The 15,155-nt window shown below is 60.7% G+C and carries 14 protein-coding genes and 5 tRNA genes; 12 read left to right on the forward strand and 7 right to left on the reverse strand.

From position 1 onward, the window contains the following. Positions 1–105: 105 nt before the first annotated feature. From rluD to NPS58_RS07940, 8 genes are all read left to right on the forward strand, one after another. Positions 106–1,068, forward strand: coding sequence for a 23S rRNA pseudouridine(1911/1915/1917) synthase RluD (gene rluD, locus NPS58_RS07905; RefSeq protein ID WP_274114898.1), 963 nt, complete (start codon positions 106–108; stop codon positions 1,066–1,068). Beyond that, positions 1,065–1,805 (forward strand): peptidoglycan editing factor PgeF, encoded by a 741-nt coding sequence (gene pgeF / locus NPS58_RS07910; RefSeq protein WP_274114900.1) that lies wholly within the window; start codon positions 1,065–1,067, stop codon positions 1,803–1,805. Before rluD ends, pgeF begins: the two co-directional genes overlap by 4 nt. Positions 1,806–1,971: 166 nt before the next feature. Continuing rightward, positions 1,972–4,536: an ATP-dependent chaperone ClpB gene (clpB, locus tag NPS58_RS07915; protein ID WP_274114902.1), complete on the forward strand. Its 2,565-nt coding sequence runs from the start codon at positions 1,972–1,974 to the stop codon at positions 4,534–4,536. Between the two features lie 296 nt (positions 4,537–4,832). Next, positions 4,833–4,908 (forward strand) — tRNA-Asn (locus NPS58_RS07920). 10 nt (positions 4,909–4,918) lie between these two features. Beyond that, a tRNA-Pro gene (locus NPS58_RS07925) sits at positions 4,919–4,995 on the forward strand. A 5-nt stretch (positions 4,996–5,000) separates the two neighbouring features. Next, a tRNA-Lys gene (locus tag NPS58_RS07930) sits at positions 5,001–5,076 on the forward strand. Between the two features lie 99 nt (positions 5,077–5,175). Further along, positions 5,176–5,252, forward strand: a tRNA-Pro gene (locus NPS58_RS07935). A gap of 104 nt (positions 5,253–5,356) precedes the next feature. Further along, a complete protein-coding gene (locus NPS58_RS07940) occupies positions 5,357–5,887 on the forward strand; it encodes a dihydrofolate reductase family protein (protein ID WP_274114904.1) in 531 nt (176 codons plus the stop codon). Between the two features lie 79 nt (positions 5,888–5,966). Here the strand turns inward: NPS58_RS07940 and NPS58_RS07945 are convergent, their stop codons facing one another. The 3 genes from NPS58_RS07945 to NPS58_RS07955 form a co-directional block, all read right to left on the reverse strand. Continuing rightward, positions 5,967–7,262, reverse strand: coding sequence for an NAD(P)/FAD-dependent oxidoreductase (locus NPS58_RS07945; RefSeq protein WP_274114907.1), 1,296 nt, complete (start codon positions 7,260–7,262; stop codon positions 5,967–5,969). 84 nt (positions 7,263–7,346) lie between these two features. Beyond that, a complete protein-coding gene (locus NPS58_RS07950) occupies positions 7,347–7,520 on the reverse strand; it encodes a DUF3094 family protein (protein WP_036989987.1) in 174 nt (57 codons plus the stop codon). Positions 7,521–7,688: 168 nt separating this feature from the next. After that, positions 7,689–8,318: a DUF1780 domain-containing protein gene (locus NPS58_RS07955; RefSeq protein WP_028944616.1), complete on the reverse strand. Its 630-nt coding sequence runs from the start codon at positions 8,316–8,318 to the stop codon at positions 7,689–7,691. A gap of 123 nt (positions 8,319–8,441) precedes the next feature. Between NPS58_RS07955 and NPS58_RS07960 the strand changes: the two genes are divergently transcribed. Continuing rightward, a complete protein-coding gene (locus NPS58_RS07960) occupies positions 8,442–9,131 on the forward strand; it encodes an energy-coupling factor ABC transporter permease (RefSeq protein ID WP_274114910.1) in 690 nt (229 codons plus the stop codon). A gap of 3 nt (positions 9,132–9,134) precedes the next feature. On the opposite strand, the gene yacG is transcribed toward NPS58_RS07960, so the two are convergent. Genes yacG through NPS58_RS07980 form a run of 4 tightly spaced genes read right to left on the reverse strand, consistent with a single transcriptional unit; the run spans position 9,135 to position 12,041 of the window. Then, a complete protein-coding gene (gene yacG, locus NPS58_RS07965; protein ID WP_274114912.1) occupies positions 9,135–9,341 on the reverse strand; it encodes a DNA gyrase inhibitor YacG in 207 nt (68 codons plus the stop codon). Continuing rightward, entirely contained in the window at positions 9,338–9,961 is a 624-nt protein-coding gene (gene coaE, locus NPS58_RS07970) for a dephospho-CoA kinase (RefSeq protein ID WP_274114914.1), read from the reverse strand. The genes yacG and coaE overlap by 4 nt, the downstream gene beginning before the upstream one ends. Beyond that, a complete protein-coding gene (locus NPS58_RS07975) occupies positions 9,961–10,830 on the reverse strand; it encodes a prepilin peptidase (protein ID WP_274114916.1) in 870 nt (289 codons plus the stop codon). Before NPS58_RS07975 ends, coaE begins: the two co-directional genes overlap by 1 nt. A gap of 2 nt (positions 10,831–10,832) precedes the next feature. Beyond that, positions 10,833–12,041: a type II secretion system F family protein gene (locus tag NPS58_RS07980; protein ID WP_274114918.1), complete on the reverse strand. Its 1,209-nt coding sequence runs from the start codon at positions 12,039–12,041 to the stop codon at positions 10,833–10,835. Between the two features lie 220 nt (positions 12,042–12,261). Here NPS58_RS07980 and NPS58_RS07985 point away from each other — a divergent pair, with 220 nt between their 5' ends. The 3 genes from NPS58_RS07985 to NPS58_RS07995 all read left to right on the forward strand — a co-directional run bounded on the left by NPS58_RS07985 (position 12,262) and on the right by NPS58_RS07995 (position 14,312). Next, positions 12,262–12,690 (forward strand): pilin, encoded by a 429-nt coding sequence (locus NPS58_RS07985; RefSeq protein ID WP_274114919.1) that lies wholly within the window; start codon positions 12,262–12,264, stop codon positions 12,688–12,690. A 62-nt stretch (positions 12,691–12,752) separates the two neighbouring features. Further along, positions 12,753–12,828: transfer RNA gene (locus NPS58_RS07990), tRNA-Thr, on the forward strand. A 161-nt stretch (positions 12,829–12,989) separates the two neighbouring features. Continuing rightward, entirely contained in the window at positions 12,990–14,312 is a 1,323-nt protein-coding gene (locus NPS58_RS07995) for a tyrosine-type recombinase/integrase (RefSeq protein WP_274114920.1), read from the forward strand. The last annotated feature ends 843 nt before the right edge of the window (positions 14,313–15,155 follow it).

Here is a 15,155-nt window from a genome sequence, read left to right on the forward strand (position 1 = left end):
CCTGTTATGATGAGCACCCCGGTGCAACCTCCGGGGCAAAAGACGTCGTATTTAACCACAAGCGTGCAGTCGAAACCAAAGGCTGTGCCGCCCGCTGATTCGAGCATGTCCGAGATCATTCAACTTCGCGCAGAGGTGCCGTCCGAATTGGGCGGGCAACGCCTCGACCAAGTCGCCGCCCAATTGTTCGCTGAGCACTCGCGCTCGCGCCTTTCCACCTGGATCAAGGAGGGGCGCCTGACGGTCGATGGCGCGGTCCTGCGTCCACGCGATATCGTCCACGGCGGCTCGCTGCTTGCGCTCGACGCCGAGCAGGAGGCCCAGGGCGAGTGGGTGGCCCAGGATATCGAACTGGATATCGTCTATGAGGACGACCACATCCTGGTGATCAACAAGCCTGCCGGGCTTGTGGTCCACCCGGCTGCGGGTCATGCCGACGGCACGCTGCTAAACGCGCTGCTGCACCACGTGCCGGACATCATCAATGTACCGCGCGCCGGTATCGTCCACCGTCTGGACAAGGACACCACCGGTCTGATGGTGGTGGCCAAGACCATCCAGGCGCAGACTCAGCTGGTTGCCCAGTTGCAAAGCCGCAGTGTCAGCCGCATCTATGAATGCATCGTGATTGGTGTGGTAACCGCCGGTGGCAAGATCAACGCCCCGATCGGTCGCCACGGTGGCCAGCGCCAGCGCATGGCGGTGACAGAAGGCGGCAAGCCGGCTGTCAGCCACTACCGCGTGCTGGAGCGCTTCCGTTCCCACACCCATGTGCGGGTCAAGCTGGAAACCGGGCGTACCCACCAGATTCGCGTGCACATGGCTCATGTGAACTTCCCGTTGGTCGGTGATCCGGTGTATGGCGGTCGCTTCCGTATTCCGCCTGCGGCCAACCCGACCATGGTTGACGCGCTCAAGACTTTCCCGCGTCAGGCCCTGCACGCGCGCTTCCTGGAGCTGGATCACCCGGTGACCGGCGAGCGCATGGGCTGGGAGTCGTCGCTGCCGGATGACTTCGTCTGGCTGCTGTCGCTGCTCAAGCAGGACCGCGAGGCATTCGTCGGATGAGTGAGCTGGCGCGCGACCTGCTGATCCCGGACTGGCCAGCGCCAGCCGGGGTCCGTGCGTGCGTCACCACGCGGGCCGGTGGGGTCAGCCTGCCGCCCTATGAAAGCTTCAACCTCGGTGACCATGTGGGCGATGAGCCTGCTGCGGTGGCCGAGAATCGTCGGCGCCTCACTGCCGAGTTCGGGATCCAGCCAGCATGGCTCAAGCAAGTGCATGGCGTGGTGGTGGCCGATGCCGACCCAGGCGTGATCGCCGAGGCCGACGCCAGCTGGACCGCCATCCCCGGTATCGCCTGCACGGCAATGACCGCCGATTGCCTGCCGTTGCTGTTCTGCGATCGTGCCGGTACGCGGGTAGCGGCGGCTCATGCAGGCTGGCGCGGCCTTGCCAGCGGCGTCATCGAGGCAACGCTCGATCGCTTGGCCCTGGCGCCTGAAGAGGTGTTGGTGTGGCTGGGGCCGGCCATTGGCCCGCAAGCCTTTGAAGTGGGCCTGGAAGTGCGCGAGGCCTTTACGACCGTCCATCCGGAAACTGCCCAGGCCTTCGTACCCGGTGCCCGACCGGGTAAGTTGCTGGCCGATATCTATACTCTGGCTCGCCTGCGACTGGCTGCACGTGGAGTAGAGGCGGTGTTTGGGGGCGGTTTCTGCACGGTCAGCGATCCACGCTTCTATTCTTATCGGCGTACCCCGCAGGGTGGACGCTTCGCCTCGCTTGTCTGGCTTGAGCCACGCTGACCCGGCCAGTTATAAACTGTTACTCATATGGGGCAGTCATACCCCTTGATTCGTAGCCGCTTACCTTGAATCCGCTTAAATCACCCCTATCTATAAGGGTATCTCAGGCAGGTTCACCCCTCTGGTGTGTCCATCGCTCCGACCTGCCCAAAAAGGAAGGTAACTTATGCGAATAGACCGTTTGACCAGCAAGCTACAACTCGCGATATCCGACGCCCAATCACTGGCCGTTGGCATGGACCATCCCGCCATCGAGCCTGCTCACCTGTTGCAAGCGTTGATCGACCAGCAAGGCGGTTCGATCAAGCCTCTTCTGATGCAAGTCGGCTTTGACATCAACAGCCTGCGCAAGGCATTGGGCAAAGAACTCGACCAACTGCCAAAAATCCAGAACCCTACCGGCGACGTCAACATGTCGCAGGACCTGGCGCGCCTGCTCAACCAGGCCGACCGCCTGGCCCAGCAGAAGGGCGACCAGTTCATTTCCAGCGAACTGGTGCTGCTCGCCGCCATGGACGAGAACAGCAAGCTCGGCAAATTGCTGCTGAGCCAGGGCGTGACCAAGAAAGCCCTGGAGAACGCCATCAGCAACCTGCGTGGCGGCGAGGCGGTCAACGACCCCAACGCCGAAGAGTCGCGTCAGGCCCTCGACAAATACACCGTCGACCTGACCAAGCGTGCCGAAGACGGCAAGCTCGATCCGGTGATTGGCCGTGACGATGAAATCCGCCGCACTATCCAGGTGCTGCAGCGTCGTACCAAAAACAACCCGGTGCTGATCGGTGAGCCTGGCGTAGGTAAGACGGCCATCGCCGAAGGCCTGGCCCAGCGCATCATCAACGGCGAAGTACCTGACGGTCTCAAAGGCAAACGGTTGCTGTCGCTGGACATGGGCGCGCTGATTGCCGGTGCCAAGTTCCGCGGTGAGTTCGAAGAACGCCTCAAAGGCCTGCTCAACGAGCTGTCCAAGCAGGAAGGGCAGATCATCCTGTTCATCGACGAGCTGCACACCATGGTCGGCGCTGGTAAGGGCGAAGGCTCCATGGACGCCGGCAACATGCTCAAGCCGGCCCTGGCCCGTGGCGAACTACACTGCGTGGGCGCCACCACCCTGAACGAGTACCGCCAGTACATTGAGAAAGACGCAGCCCTTGAGCGGCGTTTCCAGAAAGTCCTGGTGGAGGAGCCGAGCGAAGAAGACACCATCGCTATCCTGCGTGGCCTCAAAGAGCGTTACGAGGTGCACCACAAGGTGGCGATCAGCGACGGCGCAATCATTGCCGCCGCCAAGCTCAGTCATCGCTACATCACGGACCGGCAGCTGCCGGACAAGGCCATCGACCTGATCGACGAAGCGGCCAGCCGCATCCGCATGGAGATCGACTCCAAGCCCGAAGTGCTCGATCGCCTTGAGCGCCGCTTGATTCAGCTGAAGGTTGAATCCCAGGCACTCAAGAAAGAAGACGACGAGGCCGCGCTCAAGCGTCTGGAGAAGCTCACCGAAGAGATCGAGCGCCTGGAACGTGAGTATTCGGACCTGGAAGAAGTCTGGACTTCGGAAAAAGCCGAAGTGCAGGGCTCTGCCCAGATCCAGCAGAAAATCGAACAGGCCCGCCAGGAGCTGGAAACAGCTCGGCGCAAGGGCGACCTCAGCCGCATGGCCGAGCTGCAGTACGGGGTAATCCCGGATCTGGAGCGCAGCCTGCAGATGGTCGACCAGCACGGCAAGGCCGAGAACCAGTTGCTGCGTAGCAAAGTGACTGAAGAGGAAATTGCTGAAGTTGTGTCCAAGTGGACTGGCATTCCCGTGGCCAAGATGCTCGAAGGCGAGCGGGAAAAACTGCTGAAGATGGAGAGCCTGCTGCATGAGCGGGTGATCGGTCAGGAAGAAGCTGTGGTGGCAGTCTCCAACGCCGTGCGTCGCTCCCGCGCAGGGCTCTCTGACCCGAACCGGCCAAGTGGCTCGTTCCTCTTCCTCGGTCCGACCGGTGTAGGTAAGACCGAGCTGTGCAAGGCGCTGGCAGAGTTCCTGTTCGATACCGAAGAGGCGATGGTGCGGATCGACATGTCCGAGTTCATGGAGAAACACTCCGTGGCGCGGCTGATCGGTGCACCACCAGGCTACGTCGGTTATGAAGAGGGCGGTTACCTGACCGAAGCGGTGCGGCGCAAACCTTACGCGGTGGTGCTGCTCGACGAGGTCGAGAAAGCTCACCCGGATGTGTTCAACGTGTTGCTGCAGGTGCTCGAGGACGGTCGCCTGACTGACAGCCACGGGCGCACGGTGGACTTCCGTAATACCGTGATCGTCATGACCTCCAACCTGGGCTCGGCGCAGATCCAGGAGTTGGTCGGTGACCGTGAGGCACAACGGGCTGCGGTGATGGACGCCGTGGGGTCGCATTTCCGCCCAGAGTTCGTCAACCGTATCGACGAAGTCGTGGTGTTCGAGCCGTTGGGCCGTGACCAGATCGCTGGCATCACCCAGATTCAGTTGGGCCGTCTGCGCAGCCGCCTGGCTGAGCGCGACCTGAGCCTGGAGCTGAGCGACGAGGCGTTGGATAAACTGATCGCCGTCGGTTACGACCCGGTCTACGGTGCACGTCCGCTGAAACGAGCGATCCAGCGCTGGATCGAAAACCCGTTGGCGCAGCTGATACTGTCTGGCAAGTTCCTGCCTGGCACGTCGATCACGGCCAAGGTCGAGGGCGAAGAAATCGTCTTCGCCTGATTTTTCGGTGGGTTACGCTAAGGCCTCGATTTCGAGGCCTTTTTTTTCTTTGCATTTTTTCTCGAGTGCTTGTAAAGTGCGCCCCGCTGTATGTCGCCCCGCAGCTTCCCGGCAAAATTGGGAATCTGAAAAAAAGTTGCAAATCAGTAAGTTGAATGCAAATTAGGGGTTGACAAGGGTTTTGAAGGTTGTAGAATAGCGCGCCTCAGAGACATGAACGCAGCGATGCACAAGGTCGAAGAGTTCGAAGCGGTAGTGATACAGTTTTCGAAATTGCAGTACTTGAAATTGATAGTTCCGCGATAGCTCAGTCGGTAGAGCAAATGACTGTTAATCATTGGGTCCCAGGTTCGAGTCCTGGTCGCGGAGCCAAATTTCAAACCGGGGTATAGCGCAGTCCGGTAGCGCGCCTGCTTTGGGAGCAGGATGTCAGGAGTTCGAATCCCCTTACCCCGACCATTTTTGGGTCGTTAGCTCAGTTGGTAGAGCAGTTGGCTTTTAACCAATTGGTCGTAGGTTCGAATCCTACACGACCCACCATTTTCGAGTCCGGTTCGCTGGATTTGAATCTTAAAAGGTTGGAACGCCATTAGCGTCCAGCCATTAAAAAAGGCGCCTTAATTGGTGCCTTTTTTTTACCGGGGTATAGCGCAGTCCGGTAGCGCGCCTGCTTTGGGAGCAGGATGTCAGGAGTTCGAATCCCCTTACCCCGACCATATTCAGAAAGAAGGGCACCTTGCAAAAGGTGCCCTTTTTTCGTTTCTGCAGCCTGCAACATTGCCTGCTACTATCCGGCTTTCGATCTGCAAGGGAGCTGCCAATGACCCTCAAGACCTCCGTGTACATCGCCACCAGCCTCGACGGCTTCATTGCCCGCGAAAGTGGCGAGCTGGACTGGCTGATGGTTGCCACCAGCTCCAGCGACGACCACGGCTATGCCGCCTACATGGCGACGATCGACACCCTGGTCATGGGGCGCAACACCTTCGAGAAAGTCCTGACCTTTGGCGAATGGCCTTACCCGCACAAGCGCGTCGTGGTGCTGAGCAGCACCCTGAGCCAGGCGGATGCGGGGCAAAACGTCGAGGTGCACCCGGGGCCATTGGCCGACCTCATTGACCACCTGCAACAGACAGGCGCCAAGAGTCTGTACCTGGACGGCGGCAAAGTGATCCAGAGCTTCTTGCGAGAGGGGCGGCTGGATGAGCTGACCATCACCCGCATTCCCGTATTACTGGGTCGTGGGATCAGCCTGTTCGGGCCGTTGGCGGAGGATGTGGCGCTGCAGCATGTGCGCAGCACCACCTTCGAGAATGGCTTTGTACAGAGCACCTATCGAGTACTCAAATAGCCCTCTGCCCACAAGGTAGGAGCGGGCGTGCCCCGCGAAGGCCACAACAGCCAACACAGGGCAGTATTGCCTGGCGAGGTCAGTGCAGCTTCAGGCGCGGCTCGGTGCCCCGGCCAATCCGGCTGCCCAGCATCAGCATCAGCGTGCGGAACGTCCCGTACAGCGCCATCTGGTGCATCCGATACAGCGACACATAGAACATCCGCGCCAACCACCCCTCAAGCATCACGCTGCCGGTGAGGTTGCCCATCAAGTTGCCCACCGCCGAGAAGCGCGATAGCGATACCAGCGAGCCATAGTCACGGTAGGCGTAGGTCGGCAGTGGCTTGCCTTCCAGGCGCGCCTTGATCGACTTGGCCAGCATCGAAGCTTGCTGGTGGGCGGCTTGCGCCCGTGGCGGCACGTTGCGATCACTGCCCGGTTGTGGGCAGGCAGCACAGTCACCAAAGGCGAAGATGTCGTCATCCAGAGTGGTTTGCAGGGTAGGGCGTACCATCAATTGGTTGATGCGGTTGGTCTCCAGGCCGTCGATGTCCTTGAGGAAGCCTGGCGCCCGAATACCCGCGGCCCACACTTTCAAGCTGGCCGGGATAACATCGCCGTTGCTGGTCTTGAGCTCGGTGGCAGTCACTTCGCTCACGGCCGCGTTGGTCATTACCGTAACGCCGAGTTTTTCCAGGGTCTTGTGCACCGGCACGCTGATGCGCTCCGGCAGGGCTGGCAGCACCCGCGGACCGGCTTCGATCAGGGTGATGTGCATATCCTTGGGCTGGATGCGGTCCAGGCCATAGGCCGCCAGTTCGTGCGCCGCGTGATGCAGTTCGGCGGCAAGCTCCACGCCTGTGGCACCGGCACCGACGATGGCGACACTGATGGTTTCATTGGCCTGGTCGCCCGCGTGGGCGCGCAGATAATGGTTGAGCAATTGCTGGTGGAAGCGCTCGGCCTGCTTGCGGGTATCGAGGAACAGGCAATGCTGCGCCGCACCTTCGGTACCGAAATCGTTGGTATTGCTGCCCACGGCGATGACCAGGGTGTCATAGCCCAGGGTACGGGCAGGCAGCAGTTCACGACCCTCTTCATCGAGGGTCGCAGCCAGCTGGATCTGTTTGCTCTCGCGGTCGAGGCCGCTCATGCGGCCGAGCTGGAACTGGAAGTGATTCCACTTGGCCTGGGCCACGTAGTTCAGTTCGTCTTCCGAGGAATTCAGCGAGCCGGCGGCCACTTCGTGCAGCAGCGGCTTCCAGATATGCGTCAGGTTGGCATCGACCAGGGTGATATTGGCGGTGCCCTTTTTACCCAGGGTTTTACCCAGGCGGGTCGCCAGTTCCAGGCCGCCGGCGCCGCCGCCGACAATCACGATACGGTGAGTCATGGGGATATCTCATAAGGTTTACGGAATTCGGGTCTCGAGTGGGCGGCCGCACAGGGCGGGCGGATTGGGCGAGCGCAAGGCAGCTCATAGCACCAGGTTACTCAAGAGGCGGCTCAACAGGCCCAGGCCAATGGTCACCAGCACCACCATGCAAAGGAGCAGCCACGGCCGGAAAGGCTTGCGCTCGACTTGATGCTGGGGGGCTTGCAGGTATTGATCGACACGACGTTGGTCTTCGGGATTCAGGCGGCTGGTCATGAGGGCCTCGTCAGGTAGACGCTTGTGACTGAAGGGAAGCTACAGGGTTCACTGTAGTCGTTTGAACCGGGCCCCACGTGCAGTCACGCCGCAGCCTTTATGACGAATGATTGCGCTTTGTATCATCGGCGCGAAATTTATGCCATTACGCGTTGGCAGGGGGCCAGCTCAGAGACTGATACCAACGTCGAAGACAATGCTGCGCCCCAGGTTGCCGCGCAGAAAATCCGGTGCATCGGGATGGGCGAACAGCACCCGGGCAAAGGTCGGCCCCACCAGTGACAGCGAGCGCCAGCCCTGGCGCAGGTATTCGGTGGGTGGGGGGAAATGGCTGTTGAGGTCGAGCACTTCGCGCTTGAGGCTGGCGAAGGCGATGATGTCCAGTTCGCTCAGGTCCAGCCCGCGTTCCTGGTAGTTGTGGGCTTTCTTGCGCAGCGTCGGTGCCAGGCGCTGCAGCAGCTCCTGGGCGCTGATCCTGCGTGGTCGGGCTTCGCGGCGCACCAGTTGGCTCAGGGAAAAGGCACTGCGCCGGCGCTGCAACTCTTCACGCCATTCGTCGTTGAGACGGCGCCCTTCGTCGAGCACAAAAAACACCTCGAACGAGGCATCGCGAAACAACACATCGGGCGGTTCCTGCCCGGCGGGCGTGAAGTCTTCGCTGCGGTAGGGAATGTTCAAGCCTTGCAGCAGGCGCTGGCACACCCAACGCTCACGTTCCCATTTACGGGCATTGGAAAGAAACGCATTGGCTTGTTCGGCCTGAATGGTGAGCAGGCGCAAATAATCTGAGTCGTCCATGGGGACAAGCTTAGCGTTCAATTGTGTCTTCATGAATAAAGTCATGCGCTTGGCGCCGTATGCCGCGCTTCATTCTTGGGGTGTAGACTGCCATCACGTTCACCGCAGAAGGGTGCAGGTGCTGTGATTGATGCTCAAGTGCTGTCTGACCAGAGCCTGATCCTGGGCTGGATCGGCTATATCGTGTTACTGGTGTGGGCGATGGCACGCACGCGCTGGGTCGAGCTGTTCACCGACAGCCGCCGTCAGCACCTGTTGTTCGGAACGGTATTCGCGCTGTTCGCGTTGTGGCTGGTCAGGCGTGATTTCGAAACCGGCGTGTCGTATCACTTCATCGGGATGACCGCCGTCACCTTGCTGCTGGACTGGCCGCTGGCAATTGTCGGTGGTTTGCTGGCCCAGGCGGGGCTGGTGATGATGGGGCGCCAGGACCTCGCCGCCATGGGCGTCAACGGCCTGCTGTTCATCGTGTTGCCGGTGATGATCACCGAAGCCTGCGCGATTCTGGTGGAGCGCGCCCAGCCCAAGAACCTCTTCGTGTACATCTTTTGCTCGGGCTTTTTTGCCGCTGCGCTGGCGGCGCTACTGTGCCTGTTGGCCGCTCTGGGCCTATTGTGGTTGGACGGGCGATTCGTGATGCCAGAGTGGATCGAGGACTTTATCGGCTACCTGTGGCTGATCATTTTCCCCGAGGCGTTCATCAACGGCATGGTGGTCAGCGCCCTGGTGGTGTTCTGCCCGGAGTGGCTGGAAACCTTCAACCGCACCCGCTACCTGCAGGCTCCGTGGAAGGATGACGACCCCGGGCACTGAGGCTCAATGGTGGGCGCGTGGGTCGAGCTCGCCGGAAAACAACTCGTCTTCGGCATCCGGGGCTACGGGGATCTTGTGCTCTTCAGCCGCCCAGGCACCCAGGTCGATCAACTTGCAGCGGTCTGAGCAGAACGGCCGAAAGGGGCTGGCCTCGCTCCATTCCACGGGGGCGCCACAGGTCGGGCATTCAACGGTCATGGGTTGGCTCATGCTTGGCCTCCTCGCAAAGTCAGGTAAAAGTGGTGCAGGCGGTCAACCTCCGAATGCAACCAGGCCAGGTCACGATCATTGACCACCACATCATCGGCGTGACGCAGGCGTTCCTCGCGACTGGCCTGGGCCTTGAGAATGGCCTGGACCTGCTCGGGGCTGGTCTGGTCGCGCAGCAGTGTGCGCTGGATCTGCAACTCCTGGGGCGCATCGATGACCAGCAGGCGCTGGGTGCGCTGGAACTGCCCCGACTCGACCATCAGCGGCGAAACGAACACCGCATACGGCGACTCTGCCTTGGCCAGGTAGCTGAAAATCTCCTGGCCGATCAAGGGATGCAGCAGCGCCTCAAGCCAGCGTCGCTGCTCCGGATCGGAGAAGATCAGTTCGCGCAGCGCCGCACGGTTCAGTTGCCCGTCCTCCTGCAGCACCCCAGCGCCAAAGCGCTCGACGATACTGGCCAGGGCCGGACGGCCGGGCTCTACCACCCAGCGGGCAGCCTGGTCGGCGTCGACCAGGTGTACACCCAGTTCGACAAAGCGTTGCGCCGCAGCGCTCTTGCCACTGCCGATACCGCCGGTGAGGCCGAGAATCCAGGGAGTGAATGCAGCAGTGGTCATCACATTCCAGAGTATTTCAGATAAGAAGTGGTTATTTGACCACCCCAGAGCAGAGCGATCCAGCCCGCGATGGCCAGATAAGGACCAAAGGGGATCGGTGTACTGGCTTTCTGGCGCTTCAGACGCAACACAATCAACCCCATCACCGCCCCCAGCAACGACGACAACAGCAGCGTCAGCGGCAGCACCTGCCAGCCTCCCCAGGCACCGATCAGGGCCAGTAACTTGAAGTCGCCGTAGCCCATGCCCTCCTTGCCGGTGATGATCTTGAACAGCCAGAACACCGACCACAGGCTCAAGTAGCCGACAACCACGCCCCACAGCGCAGCCTCCAGGGGCACGAACACGTCAAAGGCGTTGACGATCAGCCCCAGCCACAGCAACGGAAACACCAGGACATCGGGAAGCAGACGGTGCTCGATGTCGATCAGGCTCATGGCCAGCAGGCCCCAGCTGAGCACCATCAAGGCCAGTGCGCTGGCGCTGGCGCCCAGGTGCCAAGCGGCAAACCCTGTCAGCGCCGCGCAGCCCAGTTCCACCAGTGGGTAGCGCGCGCTGATGGCGCTGTGACAACTAGAGCAGCGCCCGCGCAACAGCAGGTAGCTGATTACTGGAATGTTCTCCCAGGGGCGAATGCGATGCCCGCAATGCGGGCACTGGGAAGCGGGCAGGCACAGATCGTAGCGCTCTGCCCCGGCCTCGGCGGGCAGCGCCAGTACCTCACGTGCTTCAGCCTGCCACTGGCGTTGCAACATCATCGGCAAACGATGCACCAGCACATTTAGAAAACTGCCGACGATCAGGCCCAGCAGCACAGCAAAACCCACATACAACAACGGCTGGCTGGCCAGCGTATCCATCAGGTCCATGGTCAGATCACACTACCCAACTGAAAGATTGGCAGGTACATGGCAATCACCAGGCTGCCTACCAGCAGCCCGAGAATCAGCACGATCAGAGGTTCGAGCAGGCTGGCCAGGTTATCGAGCGAGCGCTCTATCGCGCATTCATAGTGGCTGGCGACCCTGGCGAGCATATCGTCCAGCGTACCGGCTGTCTCGCCAATGGCGCACATCTGCTGCATCAATCGTGGAAACAGGCCGCTGCTGGCCATTGCCTGGCTCAATGGCTGACCGCTGGCGAGATCTTTGCGCACACGCAACACGGCTTGTTCGTACAGCGGGTTGCCACACGCACCGGCCACGGGCCCCAACGCCTCCACCAGCGGCACGCCAGCGGCGAAGGAGGTAGACAAGGTGCGGGCAAAGCGGGCAAGGGCGGCATTGCTCAGTAGCGCACCGGCAACCGGCAGCTTCAGGGCCGAGCGCAGGCACCAGCGCTGAAACCCGGGGTGCTCCCGGTAAGCCCGGCGTAGCGCCCAGCCACTGCCCAGCGCAAGCAACAGCAACCACCCAACGTACTGCCCGAACCAATTCGACAACCCGATCACCTGTCGGGTAAAGGTGGGCAGCTCGGCACCGAAGCCGCTGAACATGGTCTCGAACTGCGGCACCACCTGCAGCAGCAACAGGCTGGAAACGCCCAACCCCGTCAGCAGCACAATCAGTGGATAGGTCATGGCCTTTTTCAGGCGGGCGCGTAACGCCTGGCGTTTTTCCTGCAGGCTGGCGACCTGCTCGAGTACCGCTTCAAGCGTGCCGGCCTGCTCGGCGGCGCTGATCAAATTGCAGTAAAGCGTATCGAAATGCCTCGGATGTCGGCGCAGGGCATCTGCCAGGCTGCTGCCGGCACTAATGTCGGTTTTAAGCGCGTCAAGCAACGAGAGCAGGGCGGGGTTGCTGGTGCTCTGGGCAATCGCCTCGAGCGCTTGCAGCAGCGCTACCCCCGAGCTGAACAACGTTGCCAACTGTCGGCTGAACTGCCCGACCTCCTGCGTGCCAAGTGCTGCCCGTTGGCGGCAGAAACCCTGGCGCACCCGCTCGACACTGGCCGGGCGAATGCCCCGTTTGCGCAGCGCCGCCCGCAACAGCGCGGGGCTGCGCTCGCTGCTCTGGCCATGAATGGGCGTGCCTTGGGCAGTGATGCCCTGCCAGCGGTAGATCTGGGTTTTCTCGGTCATCGCGACATCCTTGCTGCGTGGCCTCAACAAACCCGGAAACAGCTTGAGGGCCTTGTCGGCGGGCAGGATTACCCGCTGCTCACTAGAGTAGTCGAGCCAGGAAGCACGTTTGACTGCGCCGGGGTGACAAAAGGTGTCTGATCGGGCCTACTGGCGCGCCTGTGGGTGGCAGGGCCAGATTCGCTGCCAACAAGAATCGATTTCGAGAGGGAGAACGTCCATGAAAGGGCAACGCGGCATTACCTTGATAGAACTGATGATCGTCGTGGCGATCATCGGCATCCTGGCGACCATCGCCATACCCATGTACAGCAACCACCAGGCACGCACCAAGGCCACTGCCGCCCTGGTAGAAATCTCAGCCTTGAAAACCCCGTTCGACCTGCGCCTGAACGATGGCAAAGACGTCACCGACGTTGCCGCCCTGGGCGGCCAGGCCAGCACCAGCAACTGCGCCATCACCGCCACCGGCACTGCTGCCAGCGGCGTTGGCAACCTCACCTGCACCCTGGTCGACGCTCCCGCCGTGGCCCATGGCAAAACCCTCACCCTGACCCGTTCGGCCACTGGCTGGGCCTGCACCAGCGACCTCCCCGAAGACCTCGCCCCAACAGGCTGCAAGCCTGGCGAAGACACCTCGACACAGTGAGCTTTGCTGTTAATAAACAGTGATTTGCGTAAGCGATCCGGCAGTGGTAGCGTTGACGCCACGCCGGTGTAGCTCAGTCGGTAGAGCAGCGCACTCGTAACGCGAAGGTCGCAGGTTCGATTCCTGTCTCCGGCACCAGATCAGGTTCCAGCGAAGGCCACTAAAATCTCTGGAACCCCCGTAAAACCCGCCTTCTGGCGGGTTTTTTCGTTATGGCGTTCCGTCGGATTCCGACAGCTGCCAGCCGATTTAGGGGTAACGTTTGGGATAAAGTCGATTCGATAAAGGGGTTTACCCTTATGGCTCGCACTACTGCTCCCCTGACCGACACCGCATGCCGCTCGGCCAAACCTACTGACCGCCCCTACAAGCTTTTCGACGGTGACGGTCTTTACCTCCTCGTTTACCCCAATGGCCGTAAAGGCTGGCGCTTCAGGTATGTAAAACCGGATGGGCGAGAGGGGCTGACCTCGTTTGGCAACTATCCCGTCATCGGTCTCGCAGATGCTCGGCAGAAGCGTCTTGAGACTAAGCGGCTGCTGTCTGAAGGCATTGATCCGATTGCGTCCAAGCAGCAGGCCAAGGCCGAGGCGGTTGTCAGAGGCCACACATTCGAGCGCGTTGCCTTGGACTGGCATAAGGAAATGTCCGTGAAGTGGGCGCCTGGCCATTCGAGGACGGTGCTGAGTCGTTTGAAGACTCACGTATTCCCGCTGCTAGGCGTACGGGCCATCGTTGATCTGGATACCTTCGACCTCATGCAGCCGCTTGAGGCAATCAAGAAGCGCGGCACGATCGATGTGGCCTTGAGGGTACAAAACTATCTTCAGAGCATCATGCGTGAGGCGAAACGGCTGCGGCTGATCACGGTGAACCCGGCATATGACCTTGAGGGCTTCATCAGCGCGCCACGGGTTACGCATCGGCCTGCACTCCCGCTGTCTCGTCTGCCTGAGTTGATGGACCGCATCGAGCACTACAAGGGGCGCACGCTCACTCGGCTGACCGTCATGCTGTCGCTGCATGTGTTTGTTCGGTCCAGCGAATTGCGTTTCGCACGCTGGGGTGAGTTCGATCTGAAGCGCGGCATATGGGAGATACCTGATACGCGGCCCGCGTTGGATGGCGTCCCGTATTCGACCAGAGGGACGAAAATGGCGGGCGACATCCATCTGGTCCCGCTGTCGCCGCAAGCGGTGGCGTTGCTCGAACAGATTCATGCGATCACGGGGTACTTTGACCTGGTGTTCACCAGTGACGCTCGCTCGTGGAAGCCTATGTCCGAAAACACGGTCAACAGCGCTCTGCGGAACATGGGCTACGACACCAAGACCGAAATCTGCGGGCATGGCTTCCGGTCCTTGGCGTGCAGTGCTTTGGTCGAATCCGGACTTTGGTCAGAGACGGCTATTGAGCGGCAGATGAGCCACAGGGAGCGCAACAACGTTCGGGCGGCGTATATCCACAAGGCCGAGTTCCTGGAGGAACGGCGAATGATCATGAGTTGGTGGAGTCGTTACCTTGACGCGAACCGGCAGGAACACATTTCGCCGCATGAGTTCGCGAAGCAGACCGGGGTAAACGTATCGAGCCTTAGAGCAAGGCGTGGCGCAGTCGAGTGAGCGCACGGCTTTGAAAATTCGGTGATCCGCTTTCCATGCGGGTCCATCCAAACAGGGCTGCAAAGCCGCCCTGTTTGGATGGACCTCACCTAAAAAATCAAAAGCACTAAATCGGCCACTGGAAACCACGGGATTCCGTACACGCCCAATGCTATTTTCAACTGCAAAATCCAGCGGGCGAGTCGCTTGACCCTCTCGGATTGCGGGCGTAGAAAAGATAGTGCAAAGGCTCTCGTTGACAGCACCCCAGGTGACCCGAGCCTTCAAGGTCACGCCGCTTTCGCGGTGGTTCTCCCCAAGGGTGATTCGCATCCGGCAGCTCGCCCGGTCACTACCCATGTGATGGATGCTCTTACACATATAGCGCTCGTGCGCCAGATACACCGTACCTCGCTGCCCTGCAGCAACCTATCCGTTTGGCCGAAAATTGCGCCAACCTGTGCCCGTCTCTTTCTTCTGGAAAGAGACGGGCACTTCTAACACTGCTGCAGCCCTGATCGCACATGGCTTCGCGGCATTCCCCCTCGTGACAATCGGCGTGACAAACGCCGATGTCACCAGCAACAGCGCTGTAGATGATGGTGCCGCAGACCAAGGAATGGACTGCACCTGACTGACAGTCAGGCATGCCCCGGTCATCGCATTGCTGCGTTTACCCGGCTTAGGATCTTCAGGTGCTGGTTTCGTCAGCCAGCACTGCTTCCACCCGCCCACCGGTTACGGTGCTCAGGAGGCCAGATCATGAGATGCCCTTGCTCCCGGTTGTAAGGAGCCGCCAGTCCCGCGCAGCGGACATTCCCCACAGGTCGCAGGGGCCTTGATCCCTGATAACACTCAGCATTC

This window comes from Pseudomonas putida (genome assembly GCF_028682455.1).
Lineage (GTDB): Bacteria > Pseudomonadota > Gammaproteobacteria > Pseudomonadales > Pseudomonadaceae > Aquipseudomonas > Aquipseudomonas putida_AA.

Bases quoted from the DNA above. Each gene is read 5' to 3' on its own strand.
- NPS58_RS07980 (WP_274114918.1), bottom strand. From the start codon at position 12,041: ATGACCGAGAAAACCCAGATCTACCGCTGGCAGGGCATCACTGCCCAA.
- NPS58_RS07995 (WP_274114920.1), top strand. From the start codon at position 12,990: ATGGCTCGCACTACTGCTCCCCTGACCGACACCGCATGCCGCTCGGCC.
- rluD (WP_274114898.1), top strand. From the start codon at position 106: ATGTCCGAGATCATTCAACTTCGCGCAGAGGTGCCGTCCGAATTGGGC.
- yacG (WP_274114912.1), bottom strand. From the start codon at position 9,341: ATGAGCCAACCCATGACCGTTGAATGCCCGACCTGTGGCGCCCCCGTG.
- pgeF (WP_274114900.1), top strand. From the start codon at position 1,065: ATGAGTGAGCTGGCGCGCGACCTGCTGATCCCGGACTGGCCAGCGCCA.
- NPS58_RS07950 (WP_036989987.1), bottom strand. From the start codon at position 7,520: ATGACCAGCCGCCTGAATCCCGAAGACCAACGTCGTGTCGATCAATAC.
- NPS58_RS07955 (WP_028944616.1), bottom strand. From the start codon at position 8,318: ATGGACGACTCAGATTATTTGCGCCTGCTCACCATTCAGGCCGAACAA.
- coaE (WP_274114914.1), bottom strand. From the start codon at position 9,961: ATGACCACTGCTGCATTCACTCCCTGGATTCTCGGCCTCACCGGCGGT.
- NPS58_RS07975 (WP_274114916.1), bottom strand. From the start codon at position 10,830: ATGGACCTGATGGATACGCTGGCCAGCCAGCCGTTGTTGTATGTGGGT.
- clpB (WP_274114902.1), top strand. From the start codon at position 1,972: ATGCGAATAGACCGTTTGACCAGCAAGCTACAACTCGCGATATCCGAC.
- NPS58_RS07940 (WP_274114904.1), top strand. From the start codon at position 5,357: ATGACCCTCAAGACCTCCGTGTACATCGCCACCAGCCTCGACGGCTTC.
- NPS58_RS07985 (WP_274114919.1), top strand. From the start codon at position 12,262: ATGAAAGGGCAACGCGGCATTACCTTGATAGAACTGATGATCGTCGTG.
- NPS58_RS07945 (WP_274114907.1), bottom strand. From the start codon at position 7,262: ATGACTCACCGTATCGTGATTGTCGGCGGCGGCGCCGGCGGCCTGGAA.